Origin of the sequence: Streptomyces sp. Je 1-4 4N24 (assembly GCF_026239515.1) — a bacterium.
In the GTDB taxonomy this organism is placed as follows: domain Bacteria; phylum Actinomycetota; class Actinomycetes; order Streptomycetales; family Streptomycetaceae; genus Streptomyces; species Streptomyces nigrescens.
Window position 1 is genome coordinate 4727891 of sequence record NZ_CP110836.1, and the last position, 21078, is coordinate 4748968.

Sequence of the window (21078 nt, forward strand, 5' to 3'; positions counted from 1 at the left end):
GCAGAGGAAAGGGCGCCCGCTGGGGGATGCGGGCGCCCTGGTTCAAGGGGTGGTGCTGTCGGCCTCTTCAGCCTGCGTCAGGCACCTGACGGCCTGCCGGCCATCGGCTCAACGGCTCACCGGCACACGGCTCACCGGACCGGGACCGCGGACGACGAACCACCGGCCGGGGCTCACCACTCCGTCGCGGCACTCGCGTCCGACTGCCAGTACGTCACCCACGCACTGTCGTCGATGTACACCGAGCCTCCGGGGAGCGCCACCGTCGTTGAGCCGCCGATGCTGCCCTTGCCGTCGCGGCCGGGGAGGCTGACGGACAGCGAGGTCACCGTATGGCCGTTCCGGCCGGAACCGTCGGCGGACGAGGTGAGCACGCCGGCGTAGCCGGACTCGCCGGGGGCGAGGGTGATCACGGACTGCGGCCTGCTGTCCGGCAGTTCGGCGAGGGGGGACTGTGCGTCGCCGAACCGCAGATAGGGGGAGAGGTGGAGATCGCAGGCGGCGCCGGAGGTGTTGGTGGCTTCCAGCAGCAGATGGTTGACCGGCCGCTTCAACGGCTGGGCGACGATCCGGATCTTCGCGGCGTCGCAGGCGGTGTGCCGGGTGCCGACGGCGGCGCCGCGCTTGCCCGCACTGCTCGGGCCCGCCCCGGTGCCGCTCGTGCGGGCACCCGTACCCGTGCCGCCGCGCTCGGCGGAGGCCTGCTCCGTCCGGCCGCGTGCGGGCAGGGCACCGTCCTGGAGGCCGCCGTCACCCTTCGCCGCCGGGTCCTCGGAGACCTGGGGCGCCGGGTTGAACGGCTTGGCGGCGCCGGTCTGGAGCGGATTGTCCTGGCCCCCGCAGGCGGTGAGGGTGAGCGCGGCGACGGCGGTCAGTCCGGCCGCGGCGATCCGCAGGGTACGGCGGCGGACCGCACGGGACGGGTGCGGGGCGCCGTTGGCGGCACGGACGCCGGTCTCGATGACGGACTCGGAGCGGTGGTGGCTGCGCGGCATTCCGGTCTCCCCCGGTCAGTGGCCCGTACCGCGCCGGCGGTACGTCCTGCGGTCTGGCCTGTGGCCTGTCCTGCGTTCAACCACAAGACTGCCGCTCGCCGTTGGCGTGCCACTAACGTGCGCCTAACGTCCCCGCACGGGGACAGCCACGGGCTCAGCCGCGTCCGTCACTCCCCCTTGCTCCCCTCACCCGTACCGCGCTTGCCCCCGTCGCCGCTCTCCCCGCGCTCGTCCCGCGCGAACAGCTGCGTCAGCGTGCTGATCGTGTAGACATCGGTGGCCTCTTCGTCCACCAGATGCATCTCCGCGAGCCGGTCCAGACCGTCCTGGGTGCGCTCCGGGTCGTATCCGGCGAGCGCCGCCGCCAGCGACGCGTTGAGGTGTCCGTCCGCGCTGGTCGCCAGCGCGCTGAGCAGCTGTGCGTCATCGGCCGACAGCCGGGCGACGGACATCCGCAGGGCCGCCGCGATCCCGGTGTCCTCCGCGGACAGCAGCGCCAGCCGCCGCCGTTCGTCGCGCAGCGCCGCGGCCAGCCGGGCCAGCCGCCAGCGCGGCCGGGCGGTCAGCTGAGCGGCCGCGGCCCGCAGCGCCAGCGGCAGACCGTCGCACAGATCGACCAGCTCGCGTGCGGCTGCCGGGTCCTCGGCGACCCGGTCGGGGCCGAGCATGGCGCCGAGCAGCGCCGCGCCTTCCTCGTGGCCGAGCGTCTGGAGGCCGACCGGACGGGCGCAGTCGGTGGCGACCAGCCCGTCGAGGCGGCTGCGGCTGGTGACGACCGTGGCACAGCGTGGGCCGCCGGGCAGCAGCGGCCGTACCTGCGCCGAGCTGCGCGCATTGTCGAGGACGACCAGCAGCCGGCGCTCCGCGACCAGCGAGCGGAACAGCGCGGACGCGGCCTGGGCCGAACCGGGCACCCGCTCCGGCGGCGTGCCGAGCGCCAGCAGGAAGTCGCGCAGGATCTCGGCCGGCGCCGCCTCGTCGCCCTCGCCGAAGCCCCGCAGATCGGCGAAGAGCTGGCCGTCGGGGAAGGCCCCCGCGTGCAGATGTGCCCACTGCACGGCACAGGCGGTCTTGCCGACACCGGCCGGTCCCGCCACCACCGCGAGCGGGCTCTCCCCGGTCGCACGGTCCGTCAACACGGCCGTCAGCGCGGTGAGCTGGTCCTCCCGCCCCAGGAAGCGGGCAGGCGGGCGGGGCAGCAACCGCGGTGCCGCACCGGCCCGCCCCGAGCCGGACCCGGCACGGGCGCCGTCCGGCGCGCCCGTCCGGGTCCCGTCGGCCCCTGGCCCGGCCTCGCCACCACGGGCGTCCGCCGCACCGGTGCCGCCCGGTACGGGCCGTGGCCCTGCGCCTGTCGCGGAACGGCTCTCTCCGGAAGCCCCGGCGCGACCGTCCCTGGCGGTCCCACCGGCAGCGGCACCCGTCGCACGGGCCCCACCCGTCGGCTTCGTCGCCGCCTCCGCCCGCAGAATCTCCTCGTAGGCGCCGCGCAGCCGCTCGCCGGGATCGACGCCCAGCTCCTCGTTGAGCAGCCGGCGGGTGCGGTGGAACCACTCCAGCGCATCCGACTGCCGCCCCGTACGGAACAGCGCCCGCATCAGCCCGGCGATCAGCCCTTCCCGCAGGGGGTGGTTGACGGCCGCGGAGTAGAGGATGGCCGCGGCCTGTTCATGCTCGCCGAGCGTGCCGTGCGCCCGCCCCAGCGCCTCCACGGCCGTCAGCCGCCGCTCCTCCAGCGCATGGGCGGCGGCCGCGAACGGCGGGCTGGTGACCGTGCCGGTCAGCGCGGGCCCGCGCCACAGGCCGAGCGCCTCGCGCAGCAGTGGTACGGCATCGGCCGGCGCCGCCTCGGGGCGCGCCAGCGCCACCAGCTCACCGAACCGGTGAGCGTCGATCAGTTCCTCCGGCAGCCGCAGGAGATAGGCGGAGCCATGCGTGGTCAGCTCGATGCCGTACGCCTCCGCACCGCCCTCGGCGAGCGTGGCGCGCAGCCGCGAGACATGCCCCTGGACGACCGTACGGGCGTGTTCGGGCGGCTCGTCCTCCCACAGGGAGTCGATCAACTGCTCCAGTGGGACGGTGGTGTTGGGCTGCAGCAACAGCAGCGCCAGCACACTGCGCCGTTTGGCGGGCCCGAGCGACAGCTCCATGGAGCCGGTCGTCACGGCGATCGGGCCGAGCAGTGAGAATTCCAACTCAGCCCTCCAGGAAGGCCGTCAGGGCGTTCGCCAGCAGATACGGGTCCTCGGCACCGCACAGCTCACGCGCCGAGTGCATGGACAGGATGGCCACGCCGATGTCGACCGTCGAGATGCCGTGGCGGGCCGCGGTGATCGGCCCGATGGTGGTCCCGCACGGCATCGAGTTGTTGGACACAAAGCTCTGCCACGGCACCCCGGCCCGCTCGCAGGCCGCCGCGAAGACGGCCCGTCCGCTGCCGTCCGTGGCATAGCGCTGGTTGACGTTGACCTTGAGGATCGGTCCTCCGTTGGGCATCGGGTGGTGGCCCGGATCGTGCCGCTCGCTGTAGTTGGGGTGGACGGCGTGCCCGGTGTCGGACGACAGGCACAGGGTGCCGGCGAAGGCCCGTGCCCGGTCCTCGTAGGAGCCGCCGCGGGCGAAGACGGAGCGCTCCAGCACCGTGCCGAGCAGCGGGCCGTCCGCCCCGGTGTCGGACTGGCTGCCGTTCTCCTCGTGGTCGAAGGCGGCCAGCACCGGAATGCTGGTCAGGGCGCTGCCGGTCGCCGCGGCGGCGGTGAGCGCGGCCGTACCGGCGTGTACGGAGAGCAGGTTGTCCATCCGCGGGCCGGCGACCAGCTCGCGGTCGCGGCCCAGATAGGCGGGTGGTTCGATGCTGTGCACCATCAGGTCCCAGCCCTTGATGTGGCCGGCCGGCACGCCGGTCTCTTCGGCGACGAAGGAGATCAGATCGCCCTCGGCCACCCCGCCCAGGCCCCAGATCGGCGTCATATGGCGCTGCTTGTCCAGCTTCAGACCGTCGGCGTTCACCGAGCGGTCGAGGTGAACGGCCAGCTGTGGCACCCGCAGCAGCGCCCGGTCGACATGGACGAGCCGGTGGCTGCCGTCCCCCAGCGTCACCCGGCCGCTCAGCCCCAGATCACGGTCCAGCCAGGTGTTGAGCAGGGTGCCGCCGTAGATCTCGACGGCGATCTGCCGCCAGCCGCGGGCGCCGGTGTCCGGAATCGGCTTGACTCGCAGATTGGGAGAGTCGGTGTGAGCCCCGACAATTCGGTACGGAGTGGCCGCGTGTACGCCCTCGGGCACGTACCAGGCGACTATCGCGCCGCCGCGCAGCACATATTTCCCGCCGCTCTCGCCGTCCCATGCGTCGACCTCGGCGACCTGCCGGAAACCTGCCTTTTCCAGCCGCTCCGCCGCATTTGCCACCGCGTGGTAGGGCGACGGACTGGCGGCGAGATAGGACATCAGGTCGTCGGTGTGGCCGCGATCGAAGCGGGCGGAGTTGGTCATGGATTCAGCATAAGGAGCCGGACCCCGCATTCCCCGTGCGCATGCGTCGCGACTGCGCACCCTTCCGGCCAGGATTTCTGCACTCCGGACCGGTAAACGTTGCGGAGCGGTGGATTCCGGGTTTTCCGGCCGAGGTACCGGCATACGGGGGGCATGCCCGCTGCGCTGTCCTGCCATCCGCCGCACCTTCCCCGGACATGGCGGAGCCCGCCTCTCCGGGGGAAGAGAGACGGGCCCCGTCAGTCTGGACGGTCAATCTGAGAGACCTCTAAGAGAAACGCCGCAGCCGGGCCGCGGAATCCGCACTCAGAACGCGGCCTCGTCGAGCTCCATCAGCGACTGGTCCACGGACTCGGCCAGGCCGCGCTCGACGGAGACGCCCGGCAGGACGTTGTGCGCGAAGAACTTCGCCGCGGCGATCTTGCCGGTGTAGAAGGGCTTGTCCTTCGCCGAGGCGCCGGCCAGCTTCTCGGCGGCCACGGCCGCACCCTTGAGCAGGAGGTAGCCGATGACGACATCGCCGGAGGCCATCAGCACGCGGGTGGTGTTCAGACCGACCTTGTAGATGGACTTGACGTCCTTCTCGGTGCCGGCGAGGTCCGTCAGCATGGTGCCGACGATCGCCTCCAGGTCGGCGGCGGCCTTGGCCAGCTCGCCGCGGGCCTGCTCCAGCTCCTCACCGCCGGTGTTGTCGGCGAGGAACTTCTTGATCTCGTCGGAGAGGGCGGTCAGGGCCTGGCCCTGGTCGCGGACGATCTTCCGGAAGAAGAAGTCCTGGCCCTGGATCGCGGTGGTGCCCTCGTAGAGGGTGTCGATCTTGGCGTCCCGGATGTACTGCTCGATCGGGTACTCCTGCAGGTAACCGGAGCCACCGAAGGTCTGCAGCGACTGCGCCAGCTGCTCGTAGGACTTCTCCGAGCCGTAGCCCTTGACGATCGGCAGCAGCAGGTCGTTGAGGCGGATCGCGGCGCTCGCGTCCTCGCCCGCGGCCTCCTTGACGAGGATCTCGTCCTGGACCGTGGCGGTGTAGAGCACCAGGGCGCGCATGCCCTCGGCGTACGCCTTCTGCGTCATCAGGGAGCGGCGCACATCGGGGTGGTGGGTGATGGTGACGCGCGGCGCGGTCTTGTCGGTGAAGGCCGCCAGGTCCGGGCCCTGCACGCGCTCCTTGGCGTACTCCAGCGCGTTGAGGTAGCCGGTGGAGAGGGTCGCGATGGCCTTCGTGCCGACCATCATCCGGGCGAACTCGATGATCTTGAACATCTGGCGGATGCCGTCGTGCTTCTCACCGAGCAGCCAGCCCTTGGCCGGGTGGTTGGCGCCGAACGTCATCTCACAGGTGTTGGACGCCTTGAGGCCCATCTTGTGCTCGACGTTGGTGGCGTAGGCGCCGTTGCGCTCGCCCAGCTCGCCGGTCTCCCAGTCGAAGTCGTACTTCGGCACGATGAACAGCGACAGGCCCTTGGTGCCCGGACCGGCACCCTCGGGGCGGGCGAGGACGAAGTGCACGATGTTCTCGGACATGTCGTGCTCACCGGAGGTGATGAAGCGCTTGACGCCCTCGATGTGCCAGGAGCCGTCCTCCTGCTGCACGGCCTTGGTGCGGCCGGCGCCGACGTCCGAACCGGCATCCGGCTCGGTGAGCACCATCGTGGAGCCCCACTGCTTGTCCACCATCAGCTGGGCTATGCGGTGCTGCTCCTCGGTGCCCTCGTCGTGGAGGACGCCGGCGAAGGCGGGGCCGGAGGCGTACATCCACACGGCCGGGTTGGAGCCCAGGATGGTCTCGGCGAAGCCCCAGAGCAGGGAGCGCGGCGCGGTGGTGCCGCCGAGCTCCTCCGGGATGCCCAGACGCCACCACTCGGCGTCCATGTAGGCCTGGTAGCTCTTCTTGAAGGTGTCCGGCACCGGCGCGGTGTTGGTGTCCGGGTCAAAGACCGGGGGGTTCCGGTCGGCGTCGGCGAAGGACTCCGCCAGCTCGTTCTCGGACAGCCGGGCGATCTCGGACAGCACGCTCTTGGCGGTGTCGACATCCATCTCCGCGAACGGTCCGGTGCCGTACACGCTGTCACGGCCGAGCACCTCGAAGAGGTTGAACTCGATGTCGCGGAGATTCGACTTGTAGTGCCCCATGGATACGGCTCCGTAAGGGTTCGGGAGGGAGGACCTCAAACGCAATACCAGCAAGTAGCAAGTGTCTACGATGATGCTACCCACCGGTAATAAGAATCAACCCCTACCGCCCATCTGTGACGAGCGTCCCCCGGAGAATCGCCGACTCAGTACGCTGTGGCGCATGTACGGCTACGACCAGAACGCGGGTGCCGGGCAGCAGCAGTACGGAGCGCCGCCGCCCCCGCCGCAGCAACCGGCCCCCGGGGGTTACGGCGAGCAGCCGCTGTATCCCGAGCCGTCCCCGCCCTCCCTCGCCGATGCGGTGCGCGCCTTCACCACCGGCTCGATGTCGGCCGAGGACTTCCAGGGCATCTTCTCCACGTCCAAGATCTACTGCCCGCGCGGTGACAACCCCGGCTTCCTGGCGCTGCACAACACCCAGCAGCCGGTGATCCCGATGTTCACCTCGCTCAAGGAGCTGCGGCGGTACGCGGGCAAGGAGTCCAAGTACTTCGTGATCACCGGCGCCGAGGTGCTCGACCTGCTGCCGACCGGCTACGGGTTCGTCCTCGACATGGAGGGCGACCACCGGATGGTCTTCGACGCGAAGGCCGTGGAGGAGATGGTCGATTTCGCGATGCGGCGGATGTATGGCTAGCCGCCCGGGCGCGCAGTGGGCCGATGGCCGCTGCCGCTGCTGAGTCGAGGGCCGGTCCCCCCAAGGGGGCCGGCCCGAGTTGTGTCGGGGTGCCTCCGCGGGGGCTCTGGAGCACCCATTTGACCTGGGGAAACACGGGCGGGAATGCCGCGGGCCTTGCAGGTTGTTCACCATTCAACTAAGTTGGCCGAACGACCGAGGAGGCCGCCATGCCCGCTGTGACCGTAGAGAATCCGCTGACCCTGCCGCGTGTGGCGGCGCCCGTCGCGGCGCACACCCGTCCCGTGCTGGCCGTTGCCACTGCTCCGAGCGGATTCGAGGGCGAGGGCTTCCCGGTGCGCCGTGCGTTCGCCGGGATCGACTACCAGCACCTCGACCCGTTCATCATGATGGACCAGATGGGTGAGGTGGAGTACGCGCCGGGAGAGCCCAAAGGTTACCCCAGTTGGGGCACTACTCCCGAAAACCGCTTCTGACCTGGGAAAACGTGAAGCCCCGGGGCATCCGCTGAGGGTTGCCGCCGGGGCTTCGGTGTGTCCGTCAGTACGGGCCATAGAGGGGCGTCGTGTAACCCACCCAGGGCGATTGCTCCGGCACGGGGAAGCCGCGCCACGCCTTCGGGACGTCGCGGTGAGTTCAGGCTTTTTCATATCTCATTGCCCCCGGACGAGCGTCTGCTCCGCCATTCGCCGTCCGCCGTGCCAATCGGATCAGCCGTCCAAATGCGGGATTTTCGTTAGTCGGAGGCCAAACGGCATTGAGCGTCAGCATATCATCAGCGAGCTGAAGAAAGACAATCCCCGATCCGCTCCACGTGTTGCCCCAGCAATCAGCGCGACCTTGCCCCTCCAACGTCATCTCGTTCTCCGCTCATGAGCTCAGCCACTGGCGAGCGGCATCGCATTCTTCGCATCCCGCCTCTGGCGGATGCAGGAAGATCAACGGATCTCGGCCCAGTTGACCCAGGGCTGTCGCCACAATGTCGCGGGAGCGGATCAACCGAGCAAAGGCATGACCGACTGGACCTTCCTTCTGAAGGCTCTTCTCCTTGAGCCACCTGTCCGCCAAGGCAAAGCGCTCACAGCAGTGGTCATTCTCGAGATAATCGACGCGTACCAACTTGCCATCCTGAAGAATGGTGCAGTGTCTCGGCACCCCATAGGGAACCTTTGCCATCAACTCGGCAAGATGCAGCGTCGTGTTGGCATCGTGTCCCACGCCGAGGAGAAGTACCTGCCCATCGAGTTCATGGACACGGGCGACCGGGCTTGCAGGCGAGTGAGGTGGCAGGGGCAATGGATCAGAGATGATCTGCTCTGCCTGTGGCCCCGCTGCCGCAAAGGCAAATGGATGGGCGCTGCGCTTTACATTTGGCAGGCGCCAGAATGTGTCAGAGACAACTCCAAGGTCCGGTGTAACGGGCGACGTGGCAGGATCGAACGGCTCGTCGTCCAGACCTGACCACGAGGGCATGACGAGCGTCCCTCCCGGACCCAGCGCAGCACGCAGGGCCTCGATCAGTCCAAGTGGCCCATCTTCGAGGGGCCGGACGCTACGGAAGGAGCTGTGGACCAGCAGCACACCGCCGGGGGTAACCCCAAGGTTGAGAAGCTGACCGATGAGCTCGGCTTTTCGCCATTCGTATTGCACGACATTGCACTCCACCGCTGATGACATCAGTCGATCATAGCACGATCAACGGCACTGTTGCAAATAGTCGGTGGTGATAAACTTATCATCCCCTTTTGCTGATGGAGCTGCACATGAACCCATTCAAAGGCCGGCATTTTCAGCGTGACATCATTCTGTGGGCCGTACGCTGGTACTGCAAATACGGCATCAGTTACCGTGAGCTGCAGGTCGACGGATCTTTTCCGCTGCATAACCCTGCTTCGGGGTCATTATAGCGATTTTTTCGGTATATCCATCCTTTTTCGCACGATATACAGGATTTTGCCAAAGGGTTCGTGTAGACTTTCCTTGGTGTATCCAACGGCGTCAGCCGGGCAGGATAGGTGAAGTAGGCCCACCCGCGAGCGGGTGTTCCTTCTTCACTGTCCCTTATTCGCACCTGGCGGTGCTCAACGGGAATCCTGCTCTGCGAGGCTGGCCGGCTACCGCCGGCGTAACAGATGAGGGCAAGCGGATGGCTGATGAAACCAAGCCAACCAGGAAGGGCAGCCCACCTATCAAGGTGTACTGCCTTCCAGACGAACGAAGAGCGATTGAGGAAAAGGCGGCGGCGGCCGAGAGAGAATATTCAGGCCAGTTATGCTTTCTGGCCTGTAACAAAGGACATTAAGTAAAGACAGATAAACGTAGACTAAAACGTGGTCGCATCAGGGTGCTGGCTTTTCAAGTTCCTTAAGAATGGCCTCAATTTTCTCTATACACTCAGTTGGAACACGAGACCTGTCCAGGTTAAGCACCATTTTATCGCCCTTATACAATACTGTCGCTCCAGGAGCAAACTGATGTCGTGAGCTTAAACTAGTTCTTGATGCAGATGACGTTTTAAGCACAGAAGTTAAAAGAGTGATAACTTCTTCAGCTTCAAATATCACCCCAGCTTTTTTCTGCTCATGAAGGTTAGATGCCTGCTGCTTAAGTAATTCCTCTTTATCTGTAAAGGCTTTTTGAAGTGCATCACCTGACCGGGCAGATAGTTCACCGGGGTGAGAAAAAAGAGCAACAACTGATTTAGGCAATTTGGCGGTGTTGATACAGCGGGTAATAATCTTACGTGAAATATTTTCCGCATCAGCCAGCGCAGAAATATTTCCAGCAAATTCATTCTGCAATCGGCTTGCATAACGCTGACCACGTTCATAAGCACTTGTTGGGCGATAATCGTTACCCAATCTGGATAATGCAGCCATCTGCTCATCATCCAGCTCGCCAACCAGAACACGATAATCACTTTCGGTAAGTGCAGCAGCTTTACGACGGCGACTCCCATCGGCAATTTCTATGACACCAGATACTCTTCGACCGAACGCCGGTGTCTGTTGACCAGTCAGTAGAAAAGAAGGGATGAGATCATCCAGTGCGTCCTCAGTAAGCAGCTCCTGGTCACGTTCATTACCTGACCATACCCGAGAGGTCTTCTCAACACTATCACCCCGGAGCACTTCAAGAGTAAACTTCACATCCCGACCACATACAGGCAAAGTAATGGCATTACCGCGAGCCATTACTCCTACGCGCGCAATTAACGAATCCACCATCGGGGCAGCTGGTGTCGATAACGAAGTATCTTCAACCGGTTGAGTATTGAGCGTATGTTTTGGAATAACAGGCGCACGCTTCATTATCTAATCTCCCAGCGTGGTTTAATCAGACGATCGAAAATTTCATTGCAGACAGGTTCCCAAATAGAAAGAGCATTTCTCCAGGCACCAGTTGAAGAGCGTTGATCAATGGCCTGTTCAAAAACAGTTCTCATCCGGATCTGACCTTTACCAACTTCATCCGTTTCACGTACAACATTTTTTAGAACCATGCTTCCCCAGGCATCCCGAATTTGCTCCTCCATCCACGGGGACTGAGAGCCATTACTATTGCTGTATTTGGTAAGCAAAATACGTACATCAGGCTCGAACCCTTTAAGATCAACGTTCTTGAGCAGATCACGAAGCATATCGAAAAACTGCAGTGCGGAGGTGTAGTCAAACAACTCAGCAGGCGTGGGAACAATCAGCACATCAGCAGCACATACGACATTAATCGTGCCGATACCCAGGTTAGGCGCGCTGTCAATAACTATGACATCATAGTCATGAGCAACAGTTTCAATGGCCAGTCGGAGCATCAGGTGTGGATCGGTGGGCAGTTTACCTTCATCAAATTTGCCCATTAACTCAGTTTCAATACGGTGCAGAGCCAGACAGGAAGGAATAATGTCAAGCCCCGGCCAGCAAGTGGGCTTTATTGCATAAGTGACATCGTCCTTTTCCCCAAGATAGAAAGGCAGGAGAGTGTCTTCTGCATGAATATGAAGATCTGGTACCCATCCGTGATACATTGAGGCTGTTCCCTGGGGGTCGTTACCTTCCACGAGCAAAACACGTAGCCCCTTCAGAGCCAGATCCTGAGCAAGATGAACAGAAACTGAGGTTTTGTAAACGCCTCCTTTATGGGCAGCAACCCCGATCACCGGTGGAAATACGTCTTCAGCACGTCGCAATCGCGTACCAAACACATCACGCATATGATTAATTTGTTCAATTGTATAACCAACACGTTGCTCAACCCGTCCTCGAATTTCCATATCCGGGTGCGGTAGTCGCCCTGCTTTCTCGGCATCTCTGATAGCCTGAGAAGAAACCCCAACTAAATCCGCTGCTTCACCTATTCTCCAGCGCCGGGTTATTTTCCTCGCTTCCGGGCTGTCATCATTAAACTGTGCAATGGCGATAGCCTTCGTCATTTCATGACCAGCGTTTATGCACTGGTTAAGTGTTTCCATGAGTTTCATTCTGAACATCCTTTAATCATTGCTTTGCGTTTTTTTATTAAATCTTGCAATTTACTGCAAAGCAACAACAAAATCGCAAAGTCATCAAAAAACCGCAAAGTTGTTTAAAATAAGAGCAACACTACAAAAGGAGATAAGAAGAGCACATACCTCAGTCACTTATTATCACTAGCGCTCGCCGCAGCCGTGTAACCGAGCATAGCGAGCGAACTGGCGAGGAAGCAAAGAAGAACTGTTCTGTCAGATAGCTCTTACGCTCAGCGCAAGAAGAAATATCCACCGTGGGAAAAACTCCAGGTAGAGGTACACACGCGGATAGCCAATTCAGAGTAATAAACTGTGATAATCAACCCTCATCAATGATGACGAACTAACCCCCGATATCAAGTCACATGACGAAGGGAAAGAGAAGGAAATCAACTGTGACAAACTGCCCTCAAATTTGGCTTCCTTAAAAATTACAGTTCAAAAAGTATGAGAAAATCCATGCAGGCTGAAGGAAACAGCAAAACTGTGACAAATTACCCTCAGTAGGTCAGAACAAATGTGACGAACCACCCTCAAATCTGTGACAGATAACCCTCAGACTATCCTGTCGTCATGGAAGTGATATCGCGGAAGGAAAATACGATATGAGTCGTCTGGCGGCCTTTCTTTTTCTCAATGTATGAGAGGCGCATTGGAGTTCTGCTGTTGATCTCATTAACACAGACCTGCAGGAAGCGGCGGCGGAAGTCAGGCATACGCTGGTAACTTTGAGGCAGCTGGTAACGCTCTATGATCCAGTCGATTTTCAGAGAGACGATGCCTGAGCCATCCGGCTTACGATACTGACACAGGGATTCGTATAAACGCATGGCATACGGATTGGTGATTTCTTTTGTTTCACTAAGCCGAAACTGCGTAAACCGGTTCTGTAACCCGATAAAGAAGGGAATGAGATATGGGTTGATATGTACACTGTAAAGCCCTCTGGATGGACTGTGCGCACGTTTGATAAACCAAGGAAAAGATTCATAGCCTTTTTCATCGCCGGCATCCTCTTCAGGGCGATAAAAAACCACTTCCTTCCCCGCGAAACTCTTCAATGCCTGCCGTATATCCTTACTGGCTTCCGCAGAGGTCAATCCGAATATTTCAGCATATTTAGCAACATGGATCTCGCAGATACCGTCATGTTCCTGTAGGGTGCCATCAGATTTTCTGATCTGGTCAACGAACAGATACAGCATACGTTTTTGATCCCGGGAGAGACTATATGCCGCCTCAGTGAGGTCGTTTGACTGGACGATTCGCGGGCTATTTTTACGTTTCTTGTGATTGATAACCGCTGTTTCCGCCATGACAGATCCATGTGAAGTGTGACAAGTTTTTAGATTGTCACACTAAATAAAAAAGAGTCAATAAGCAGGGATAACTTTGTGAAAAAACAGCTTCTTCTGAGGGCAATTTGTCACAGGGTTAAGGGCAATTTGTCACAGACAGGACTGTCATTTGAGGGTGATTTGTCACACTGAAAGGGCAATTTGTCACAACACCTTCTCTAGAACCAGCATGGATAAAGGCCTACAAGGCGCTCTAAAAAAGAAGATCTAAAAACTATAAAAAAAATAATTATAAAAATATCCCCGTGGATAAGTGGATAACCCCAAGGGAAGTTTTTTCAGGCATCGTGTGTAAGCAGAATATATAAGTGCTGTTCCCTGGTGCTTCCTCGCTCACTCGACCGGGAGGGTTCGAGAAGGGGGGGCACCCCCCTTCGGCGTGCGCGGTCACGCGCACAGGGCGCAGCCCTGGTTAAAAACAAGGTTTATAAATATTGGTTTAAAAGCAGGTTAAAAGACAGGTTAGCGGTGGCCGAAAAACGGGCGGAAACCCTTGCAAATGCTGGATTTTCTGCCTGTGGACAGCCCCTCAAATGTCAATAGGTGCGCCCCTCATCTGTCAGCACTCTGCCCCTCAAGTGTCAAGGATCGCGCCCCTCATCTGTCAGTAGTCGCGCCCCTCAAGTGTCAATACCGCAGGGCACTTATCCCCAGGCTTGTCCACATCATCTGTGGGAAACTCGCGTAAAATCAGGCGTTTTCGCCGATTTGCGAGGCTGGCCAGCTCCACGTCGCCGGCCGAAATCGAGCCTGCCCCTCATCTGTCAACGCCGCGCCGGGTGAGTCGGCCCCTCAAGTGTCAACGTCCGCCCCTCATCTGTCAGTGAGGGCCAAGTTTTCCGCGAGGTATCCACAACGCCGGCGGCCGGCCGCGGTGTCTCGCACACGGCTTCGACGGCGTTTCTGGCGCGTTTGCAGGGCCATAGACGGCCGCCAGCCCAGCGGCGAGGGCAACCAGCCGAGGGCTTCGCCCTGTCGCTCGACTGCGGCGAGCACTACTGGCTGTAAAAGGACAGACCACATCATGGTTCTGTGTTCATTAGGTTGTTCTGTCCATTGCTGACATAATCCGCTCCACTTCAACGTAACACCGCACGAAGATTTCTATTGTTCCTGAAGGCATATTCAAATCGTTTTCGTTACCGCTTGCAGGCATCATGACAGAACACTACTTCCTATAAACGCTACACAGGCTCCTGAGATTAATAATGCGGATCTCTACGATAATGGGAGATTTTCCCGACTGTTTCGTTCGCTTCTCAGTGGATAACAGCCAGCTTCTCTGTTTAACAGACAAAAACAGCATATCCACTCAGTTCCACATTTCCATATAAAGGCCAAGGCATTTATTCTCAGGATAATTGTTTCAGCATCGCAACCGCATCAGACTCCGGCATCGCAAACTGCACCCGGTGCCGGGCAGCCACATCCAGCGCAAAAACCTTCGTGTAGACTTCCGTTGAACTGATGGACTTATGTCCCATCAGGCTTTGCAGAACTTTCAGCGGTATACCGGCATACAGCATGTGCATCGCATAGGAATGGCGGAACGTATGTGGTGTGACCGGAACAGAGAACGTCACACCGTCAGCAGCAGCGGCGGCAACCGCCTCCCCAATCCAGGTCCTGACCGTTCTGTCCGTCACTTCCCAGATCCGCGCTTTCTCTGTCCTTCCTGTGCGACGGTTACGCCGCTCCATGAGCTTATCGGGTCCACTCGCGAACGCAGAAAGGCCCACCCGAAGGTGAGCCAGTGTGATTACATTTGCGGCCTAACTGTGGCCAGTCCAGTTACGCTGGAGTCACTAGTATTTAGGTGACACTATAGAAGCGGCCGCGACAACTTGTCCACGTGGAATTCTAAGCTTAGGATCGCCCCTCGGCTGGGTGACCGATCTGCACCGGCTGATGGCCGCCGCCGATGTCCTGCTCGACAACGCCGCCGGGCAGACCGCCGCCCAGGCCCTCGCGGCGGGGCTGCCCGTCGTCGGCTACCGCCCCCTGCCCGGGCACGCCGTGGCGGGCGTCGAGGCGATGGCCCGGGCCGGACTGTCCTGCCACGCCGAAGGGGAGGGGGAGCCGGTCCGGGCGGTCCGCGCGCTGGCGGCCCCCGGCCCCGCCCGGACCCGGCAGACCGAGGCCGCCCGTGCCGCGTTCCGTGCGGACGCGGCGGCCGAGCTGGAACGGCTGGCCGCCGCGGCGAGCAGCCCGGTGGGCTGAGCCGGCGCGGGCCGCCGAAGAATCCCCGGGTGTCCGCCGCGAGCTGTTCCGGGGCCTCCATGGCGAGGAGGTGGCCGCCGGACCTCGCTCCGGCCGGCGCACGACGGCGTGGTCGCGCTCGGCCCGGGGGCGCGCCGTCACGCCGTGCGCCGAGAGTGGGGCCGCCGCGCTGTCCGAAGGGCGTTCGGCAACGGGCGGCGCGCTGTCACGCCGTGCCGCGGAGAGCGGGACCGCGGTCGGTACGGTTCCGCGCCGACGCCGACGCCGACGCCTGTGCCCGCCCCCGCCCCCGTCCGGTTCCGCGCCCGCGCCGCCGTTCAGGGCGCCGGCCCCGCCGCTCCAGCGCTCCTGATCCGTGCGCCCGGTCCACCCGGATGCGCCTTGGCCAGAGGTCTTCCGACGGGGGAGAATGCCGCTCCCGAAGAACGGCCGGCACGGGGGGCGGCGGTCTTCGGTGGCGGTCCGGCCCCGGAGCGGTCCGGGCGGAACCCGGTGCGTCGGTGAAGGGGAGGGCAGGTCGGGTGGCGCTGGCGGAGCAGGTCGTGGAGGTGGTCCGGCGGGTGCTCGGGCCCGCTGTACGGGGGGCGTACCTCCACGGGTCCGCGGTACTGGGCGGGCTGCGGCCGCACAGCGATGTCGATGTGTTCGTGGTGGCGCGGCGGCGCACGACCCAGGAGGAACGCCGGGCGCTCGTCGCCGAACTGCTCCCGGTCTCCGGGGAGAAGGCCCGGACGGGTCCGGCGCGCCCCGTGGAGCTGACGGTCGTGGCCGAGGGCGACATCCGTCCCTGGCGCTATCCGCCGTGGTGCGAGTTCCAGTACGGCGAGTGGCTGCGCGAGGAGTACGAGCGCGGTGAGATCCCCGCCCCCGCACCGAGTCCGGATCTGGCCCTGCTGGTCACGGTGGTGCTGCGCGGGAACACGGCGCTGTACGGGCCGCCACCGGCGCGGCTGCTCGACCCGGTGCCGGACGAGGACCTGGAGAGGGCGCTCATCGCCGCCGTGCCCGAGCTGCTGTCCGAGCTGGAGAGCGACACCCGCAACGCCGTCCTGACGCTGGCCCGCATCTGGCGGACCCTCGCGACGGGCGTGATCGACCCCAAGGACGCGGCGGCGGCCTGGGCACTGGAGCGGCTGCCCGCGCGGCACCGCCCCGTCCTGGCCCGCGCCCGCGCCGTCTACCGGGGGGAGGAGGCCGAGCACTGGTCGGACCTGCGGCCCGCGTTGGCGCCGTTCGCCGCCCATATGGCCGGTGTCCTCGGACGGTTCACCCCGCCCGGCACCGGAGCGCCGGGCGCGCTCCACGGCACCGGGGGACCCTCGTGACGGCCGGACCCGTCGGACCCCGCCGTTCCGGTCCCCGGGCCCACGGCCCTCTCGGCCCGCCCCGGAGCCGCCCTCCCGAACGGGACCCGGGCGGGCGGGCCGTTCGGGGTGTCCGTACGGAGGGGGCGCCGGCCGGCCGACTCCCGACTGCCCGGTCGGTCAACCGCAGGCGTGCGCGAACGCCGGCCCCCGGGGGCGACGCGCCGGAGGCGGCCCCATGCCGCGCTGTGCGCCCGTCGCCTCAGGTGTGGATGGCGAGCTTGAACTGGGCGTGGACGAGGTGGCGGGCGCGGGAGTCGTTGTGCGAGACGCGGAGCGCCAGCGGTACGCCCGGGTGCACGAACAACTCGTGGTGTTTGGTGAAGCACTGCATCCCGGGGGAGGGGCGCCTGTGGTCGGTCGCCGTGGTGTTCACCGGATCGTCGGTCAGCCGGAGCGGGTCGCGTACGAACTGGTCGCGCAGCTCGCTGTAGTCGCCCGCTTCCCAGTAGATCAGCGCGGTGAGGGAGCCCCAGCCGTCGACCGAGGGCCAGATGAGGCCGGACCGGTCGTCGGCGCGCCAGTTGGTCACCTCGTAGCCGTCCGGCTGCCGTACCTGGTGCATCCCCTCCGCGTCGTAGGACTCGCCGCCGCCGAACGGGAACCGCACCACGTGGTACGACCCGCTCGCGACTCTCTGGCGTTCGTTCAGGATCAGCGAGCACACGGGTGTGGGCATCGACTCGCTCCCTCCTCGCCTCGGCACACCCGCCCCGCGCGGCGGTGCGGGCCTTCCCGTCGGGGACAGGATGCGCCGCCGCGGCACGGATGGCGATGGCCCGGACGCACACGGTCGCACCGACCCCGCCGCTCCCAGGGCGGGGGTGGGTACCCCGACGGCGAGGAGGTGGTGCGGATGCCCGTGAGGAGGACGGTCCCGGACGTCGCCGTGCTGGTCGGGCTCCAGGCCTCGGGGAAGTCCACGTTCTGCGACCGGCACCTCACCGGTCGGTACCTGCTGGTCAGCAAGGATTTCTTTCCCCGCTCCGCGCGGAACAAGCAGCGAAGGCAACTGCGCCTCGTCGAGGAGGCGCTGGGCGCGGGGCGGTCGGTCGCCGTGGATAACACCAACCCCTCGGCGCGGGAATGGGAGCCGCTGGTCGCCCTGGCGCACGCGCACGGCGCGACGGTCACCGCCTACTGGTTCCCGCCCGATCCGGCGGGGTCGCTGCGGCGCAACGCGCTCCGGGAGGGGCGTGACCGGGTGCCGGAGGCCGGCGTGCTGGCCACTCTCCGACGGCTCCGCGCCCCCGCCGCCGACGACGGTTTCGACACCGTCTGGCAGGTGGGCTTCGACGGCCGGGGCGGGTTCGCGGTCCGCCGACTGCCGGAAACGGCAGGCTGAACGCCCCCTCCCCGCCCCGTCGTCGCCACGTGTGCCGTTCGCGGGGTGGGCCGTCCCCCGGAGGTGTCACCGGCGGGCGCGGCATCGGGCGCGGCATCGGGGAGGGGCAGGTGATCGGCGCCTCCACCGGGGCAGCCGTCGGCGGGCGTCTTCGACGCGGCAGCCCTCGGCGGGTGCGGCAGCTGTCGGCGCGAGTCGCCCGGCGCGCGTCAAGTGCGCCCTTCCGCTTCCTGGACGGCTTCCAGTACCGGCTCCTGGCTCATCCAGTCCGCGCGCAGCACCGGGAAGCCCGCGCGCTCGTAGGCGAGGCACACCTGCGCGTCGTCGTCCACCACCAGCAGGACGGGGCGCTCGCGGGCGAGGTGCCGCAGCAGCTCCGGCTTGGCGACCCGCGCGGGGCGGCGGTCCCGCTCGGCGCGCATGAGGAGCCGGTCGCCGGGCAGGTCCTGCTCGCGGAGCCACGCCAGGGTGTCGGCGCGGCAGCGTTCGGGGCGTCCGGTGACGTAGGCGAGTTCCCCCTCCCGCGCCTTCTCGCGGGCCAGAGCGACGCCCTCGGCCAGCGGCGGGTCGTGGACGGCCGCGGCGAAGAAGGCTTCCCAGTCGCGGGGGCGCCGCTGGAGGAGCGGCAGCCGGTGCCGGACATCGGCCAGCGTCCCGTCCAGATCGAACACCACCACCGGCGCGGTCACCGCCCCCGCTTCCGCCTTCCCCTTCGCCACCGCCCAGCTCCTTCGGCGTCCGACGCTCCCCCGCCTGCCTTCTCATGGAAACAGACGAGGGTGTGTACCGGGATGTCCGGCGGGGCACCCGTGGTGGGCGCGTCCGCCGGCGTGCGGAGGGTCCGGCGAGAGGTTTCGGGAGGTCTTGGTGACGGAGAACCTGGGGAATTACGCGCCGACCGCCGGCCACACGCCGGACGCGGACCTGACCGGGTACCACGTCGAGGCGCCCGACGGCCGCGCCGGCACGGTCGACGAGAACTCCACGGAGATCGGTTCCGGGTACCTGGTGGTGGACACCGGCCCGTGGATCTTCGGCAAGAAGGTGCTCCTCCCGGCCGGCGCGGTCCTGGGCATCAGCAACGCCGACCGGACCGTCCGCGTCGCCCTGTCCAGGGAACAGGTCAAGGCGGCCCCCGAGTTCGACGAGGACAGGCACCTGGGCGACCCGCGCCACCGGGACCAGCTCGGCGGCCGGCACAGCAGGGGCCACTGAGACCGGGACCCTGCCCGGCCCGGCCCGCCCCCGGTCACAGCTCCCGGTCCCGGACCCCGGGTCACAGCTCCCAGGCCACGGACCCCAGGTCACAGGCGGGAGGTCGCACGCGGGCCTCCGGTCACAGGTTCCCGGCCGCACGCGCGCCCCCAGTCACAGGCAGGCGCGGCCCCACCCCCTCGCCGCCAAGGGATCGGCGTCCGGCCGCAGTCCGGCCAGTTCGGTGGCCGCATGGGCGACCGAGGCGAGCGTGGCGTGCCGGTTCCACCCCGCGTACGAGCGGCCCACGAAGTCCCGTATCCCCACGCGTTCGGCCAGCGGCACGCCCTGCCGCTCCACCCGGCGGCTCAGCCCCACGAGCCGCAGCAGGGCGGAGTGGTCGGCCCGCGCCATGTCCGTCAGCCAGAGTTCCTCGGGCCACCGGGAGCGGCCGCCGCCCACACCGATCAGCAGCAGGTCCCCGTTCCCGGTGCCGCGTTGCCCGGAGGCTTCCCGTACGGCCGGGAGGCGCACCCGTGCCGTGACGACCAGCTCCGGTGTGTCCGGGGTGCCGGACGGGATCAGGGCCACGCGGTTCCGGCCGGCCCTGGCCATCCGCGCGATGCGGCTCGCCTGCAGGGGGCTGTCGCCCCACCCCGGCAGCGAGGGGTCGTTGGGCAGCAGCCAGGTGTCCGGGGCGATCTTCGAGACGTGCCGGAGCCCCGCCGCGCCGAGCCGGGCGACCAGTTTGATGCCGTCCAGCCGCTCGGCGTTGAGCACCACCGGGCGACGCGGCAGCGACAGGCGCGCCGCCGTCTCCACGTAGGCGTTCACCATCGCCTCCTCCGGTGTCCGCCAGGCGGCCGGGTCCGTGCCCGGCACCGTCCCGCGGCAGTCGTCGGGGGTGCCTCTCGGCGACTGGGAGGGCAGGTGCAGCTGCCAGTTCAGCGGGTGCGCGGTCTGCGCGGTCACGCCCCACACGCCGGTCACCTGCTGGGCGGTGACGGCCTGCCCCCGCTCCCAGGAGAAGGTGCGGGTCACGCCCGCCGAGTGCGTGCCGGACTTCGGGATGAGCAGCGGATGGACCACGTAGGCGCGCGGTGGCAGCCGTTGGAGGACATGGCGTCCCAGGGCTTCCCGCATGGGGTCCCATTCCCATGTCGAGTCGTTGATGAAGTGGTGCAGGCCCTGATCGTTGACCTGGTCCCCCAGGAATGCGGCGATGTTCCGCACCGATTTCCTTCCGGTCGCTCCCAGCAGACCACGCAGGTACATCAATCCTTTTCGGCGTTGGTCCGCCCGCGGGAGCGAGGCGAAAACGACGGGGGAGAGTTCCGCCACCGAACGGTCGAGGGCAGGTCTTCCGGTGGTTTCCGGGCCGGGGCCGTCCGTCGGGTCGTCCAGTAATGCGATGCAGTCGGGTTCGCGGTTGACGAGAGTCATGCCGTGCCTCCTGGTGGGTGCGCGGTGCGTTTCCCGGACCGCGCACGGGCGTGCGCGGTCGTGATCGATGTGGTGAGCGGACAGGTGCGAGGGCGGATACGGGCCTGGGGCCTGCCGGTGGGCCCTGCGGGCAAGGGGCCGCCGGGGCCGGCCGCGAGGTGTCCGTGCCCTGGTCCCGGTCTCCGGCGCGGGACGACCGGCACCTGGGCACGTCGCGAGTGCCGTGCGCGGGCGCGTCGGTACGGCGCACCCGGTCGTGCGCGGGCACGTCCGCCGGGTCCGCGGAAGGAGGCTCCGGTGCGGCCTGGCGGAGCGTGCGGCGTCGTCGGCGCACGTCGTCGGCGGTCCGGAGCGCGGTGGTGGGTGGGAGTGGCTGTCACATGTCCGGTA

13 protein-coding genes and 3 pseudogenes are annotated in these 21078 nt (G+C 65.2%); 8 read left to right on the plus strand and 8 right to left on the minus strand.

Annotation, left to right across the window (positions count from 1 at the left end):
* Positions 1–173 precede the first annotated feature (173 nt).
* The 4 genes from SLV14N_RS20530 to SLV14N_RS20545 all read right to left on the minus strand — a co-directional run bounded on the left by SLV14N_RS20530 (position 174) and on the right by SLV14N_RS20545 (position 6620).
* A complete protein-coding gene (locus tag SLV14N_RS20530; RefSeq protein WP_263270543.1) occupies positions 174–995 on the minus strand; it encodes a DUF4232 domain-containing protein in 822 nt (273 codons plus the stop codon).
* A 167-nt stretch (positions 996–1162) separates the two neighbouring features.
* On the minus strand, positions 1163–3190 hold the full coding sequence (locus tag SLV14N_RS20535) for a BTAD domain-containing putative transcriptional regulator (protein WP_208682551.1): 2028 nt from the start codon (positions 3188–3190) through the stop codon (positions 1163–1165).
* 1 nt (position 3191) lies between these two features.
* Positions 3192–4487 (minus strand): M18 family aminopeptidase, encoded by a 1296-nt coding sequence (locus SLV14N_RS20540; RefSeq protein WP_208682553.1) that lies wholly within the window; start codon positions 4485–4487, stop codon positions 3192–3194.
* Positions 4488–4793: 306 nt separating this feature from the next.
* The gene (locus SLV14N_RS20545; protein ID WP_208682555.1) at positions 4794–6620 is read right to left on the minus strand and encodes an acyl-CoA dehydrogenase; all 1827 of its coding nucleotides are present in this window, start codon (positions 6618–6620) and stop codon (positions 4794–4796) included.
* A 163-nt stretch (positions 6621–6783) separates the two neighbouring features.
* Here SLV14N_RS20545 and SLV14N_RS20550 point away from each other — a divergent pair, with 163 nt between their 5' ends.
* Together SLV14N_RS20550 and SLV14N_RS20555 are read left to right on the plus strand one after the other, a co-directional pair.
* Positions 6784–7260: an SseB family protein gene (locus SLV14N_RS20550; protein WP_208682558.1), complete on the plus strand. Its 477-nt coding sequence runs from the start codon at positions 6784–6786 to the stop codon at positions 7258–7260.
* Between the two features lie 209 nt (positions 7261–7469).
* Positions 7470–7697: pseudogene (locus SLV14N_RS20555) on the plus strand (pirin family protein); the annotation flags it as partial.
* A 433-nt stretch (positions 7698–8130) separates the two neighbouring features.
* Here the strand turns inward: SLV14N_RS20555 and aac(3)-IVa are convergent.
* On the minus strand, positions 8131–8910 hold the full coding sequence (gene aac(3)-IVa / locus SLV14N_RS20560; protein WP_265668496.1) for an aminoglycoside N-acetyltransferase AAC(3)-IVa: 780 nt from the start codon (positions 8908–8910) through the stop codon (positions 8131–8133).
* 113 nt (positions 8911–9023) lie between these two features.
* Between aac(3)-IVa and SLV14N_RS20565 the strand changes: the two are divergent.
* From SLV14N_RS20565 to SLV14N_RS20595, 4 genes and pseudogenes are all read left to right on the plus strand, one after another.
* A pseudogene (locus SLV14N_RS20565) lies at positions 9024–9119 on the plus strand (IS6 family transposase); the annotation flags it as partial.
* Between the two features lie 287 nt (positions 9120–9406).
* A pseudogene (locus SLV14N_RS38990) lies at positions 9407–9490 on the plus strand (conjugal transfer protein TraJ); the annotation flags it as partial.
* 5519 nt (positions 9491–15009) lie between these two features.
* Complete coding sequence (locus SLV14N_RS20590; RefSeq protein ID WP_265667718.1) at positions 15010–15342, plus strand: hypothetical protein; 333 nt, start codon at positions 15010–15012, stop codon at positions 15340–15342.
* A 521-nt stretch (positions 15343–15863) separates the two neighbouring features.
* The gene (locus tag SLV14N_RS20595) at positions 15864–16667 is read left to right on the plus strand and encodes an aminoglycoside adenylyltransferase family protein (protein WP_265667717.1); all 804 of its coding nucleotides are present in this window, start codon (positions 15864–15866) and stop codon (positions 16665–16667) included.
* 241 nt (positions 16668–16908) lie between these two features.
* Here the strand turns inward: SLV14N_RS20595 and SLV14N_RS20600 are convergent, their stop codons facing one another.
* The gene (locus tag SLV14N_RS20600) at positions 16909–17385 is read right to left on the minus strand and encodes a hypothetical protein (RefSeq protein ID WP_173873825.1); all 477 of its coding nucleotides are present in this window, start codon (positions 17383–17385) and stop codon (positions 16909–16911) included.
* Positions 17386–17562: 177 nt separating this feature from the next.
* On the opposite strand from SLV14N_RS20600, the gene SLV14N_RS20605 reads away from it, so the two are divergent.
* Entirely contained in the window at positions 17563–18051 is a 489-nt protein-coding gene (locus SLV14N_RS20605) for an ATP-binding protein (RefSeq protein WP_173873826.1), read from the plus strand.
* Between the two features lie 209 nt (positions 18052–18260).
* On the opposite strand, the gene SLV14N_RS20610 is transcribed toward SLV14N_RS20605, so the two are convergent.
* Positions 18261–18770 (minus strand): hypothetical protein, encoded by a 510-nt coding sequence (locus tag SLV14N_RS20610; RefSeq protein WP_265667716.1) that lies wholly within the window; start codon positions 18768–18770, stop codon positions 18261–18263.
* Positions 18771–18918: 148 nt separating this feature from the next.
* Here SLV14N_RS20610 and SLV14N_RS20615 point away from each other — a divergent pair, with 148 nt between their 5' ends.
* Complete coding sequence (locus tag SLV14N_RS20615; protein ID WP_173873827.1) at positions 18919–19266, plus strand: PRC-barrel domain containing protein; 348 nt, start codon at positions 18919–18921, stop codon at positions 19264–19266.
* 153 nt (positions 19267–19419) lie between these two features.
* Here the strand turns inward: SLV14N_RS20615 and SLV14N_RS20620 are convergent, their stop codons facing one another.
* Positions 19420–20688 carry a transposase gene (locus SLV14N_RS20620; protein WP_173873828.1) on the minus strand — a complete coding sequence of 423 codons (1269 nt, stop codon included), beginning with the start codon at positions 20686–20688 and terminating at the stop codon, positions 19420–19422.
* Positions 20689–21078 lie beyond the last annotated feature (390 nt).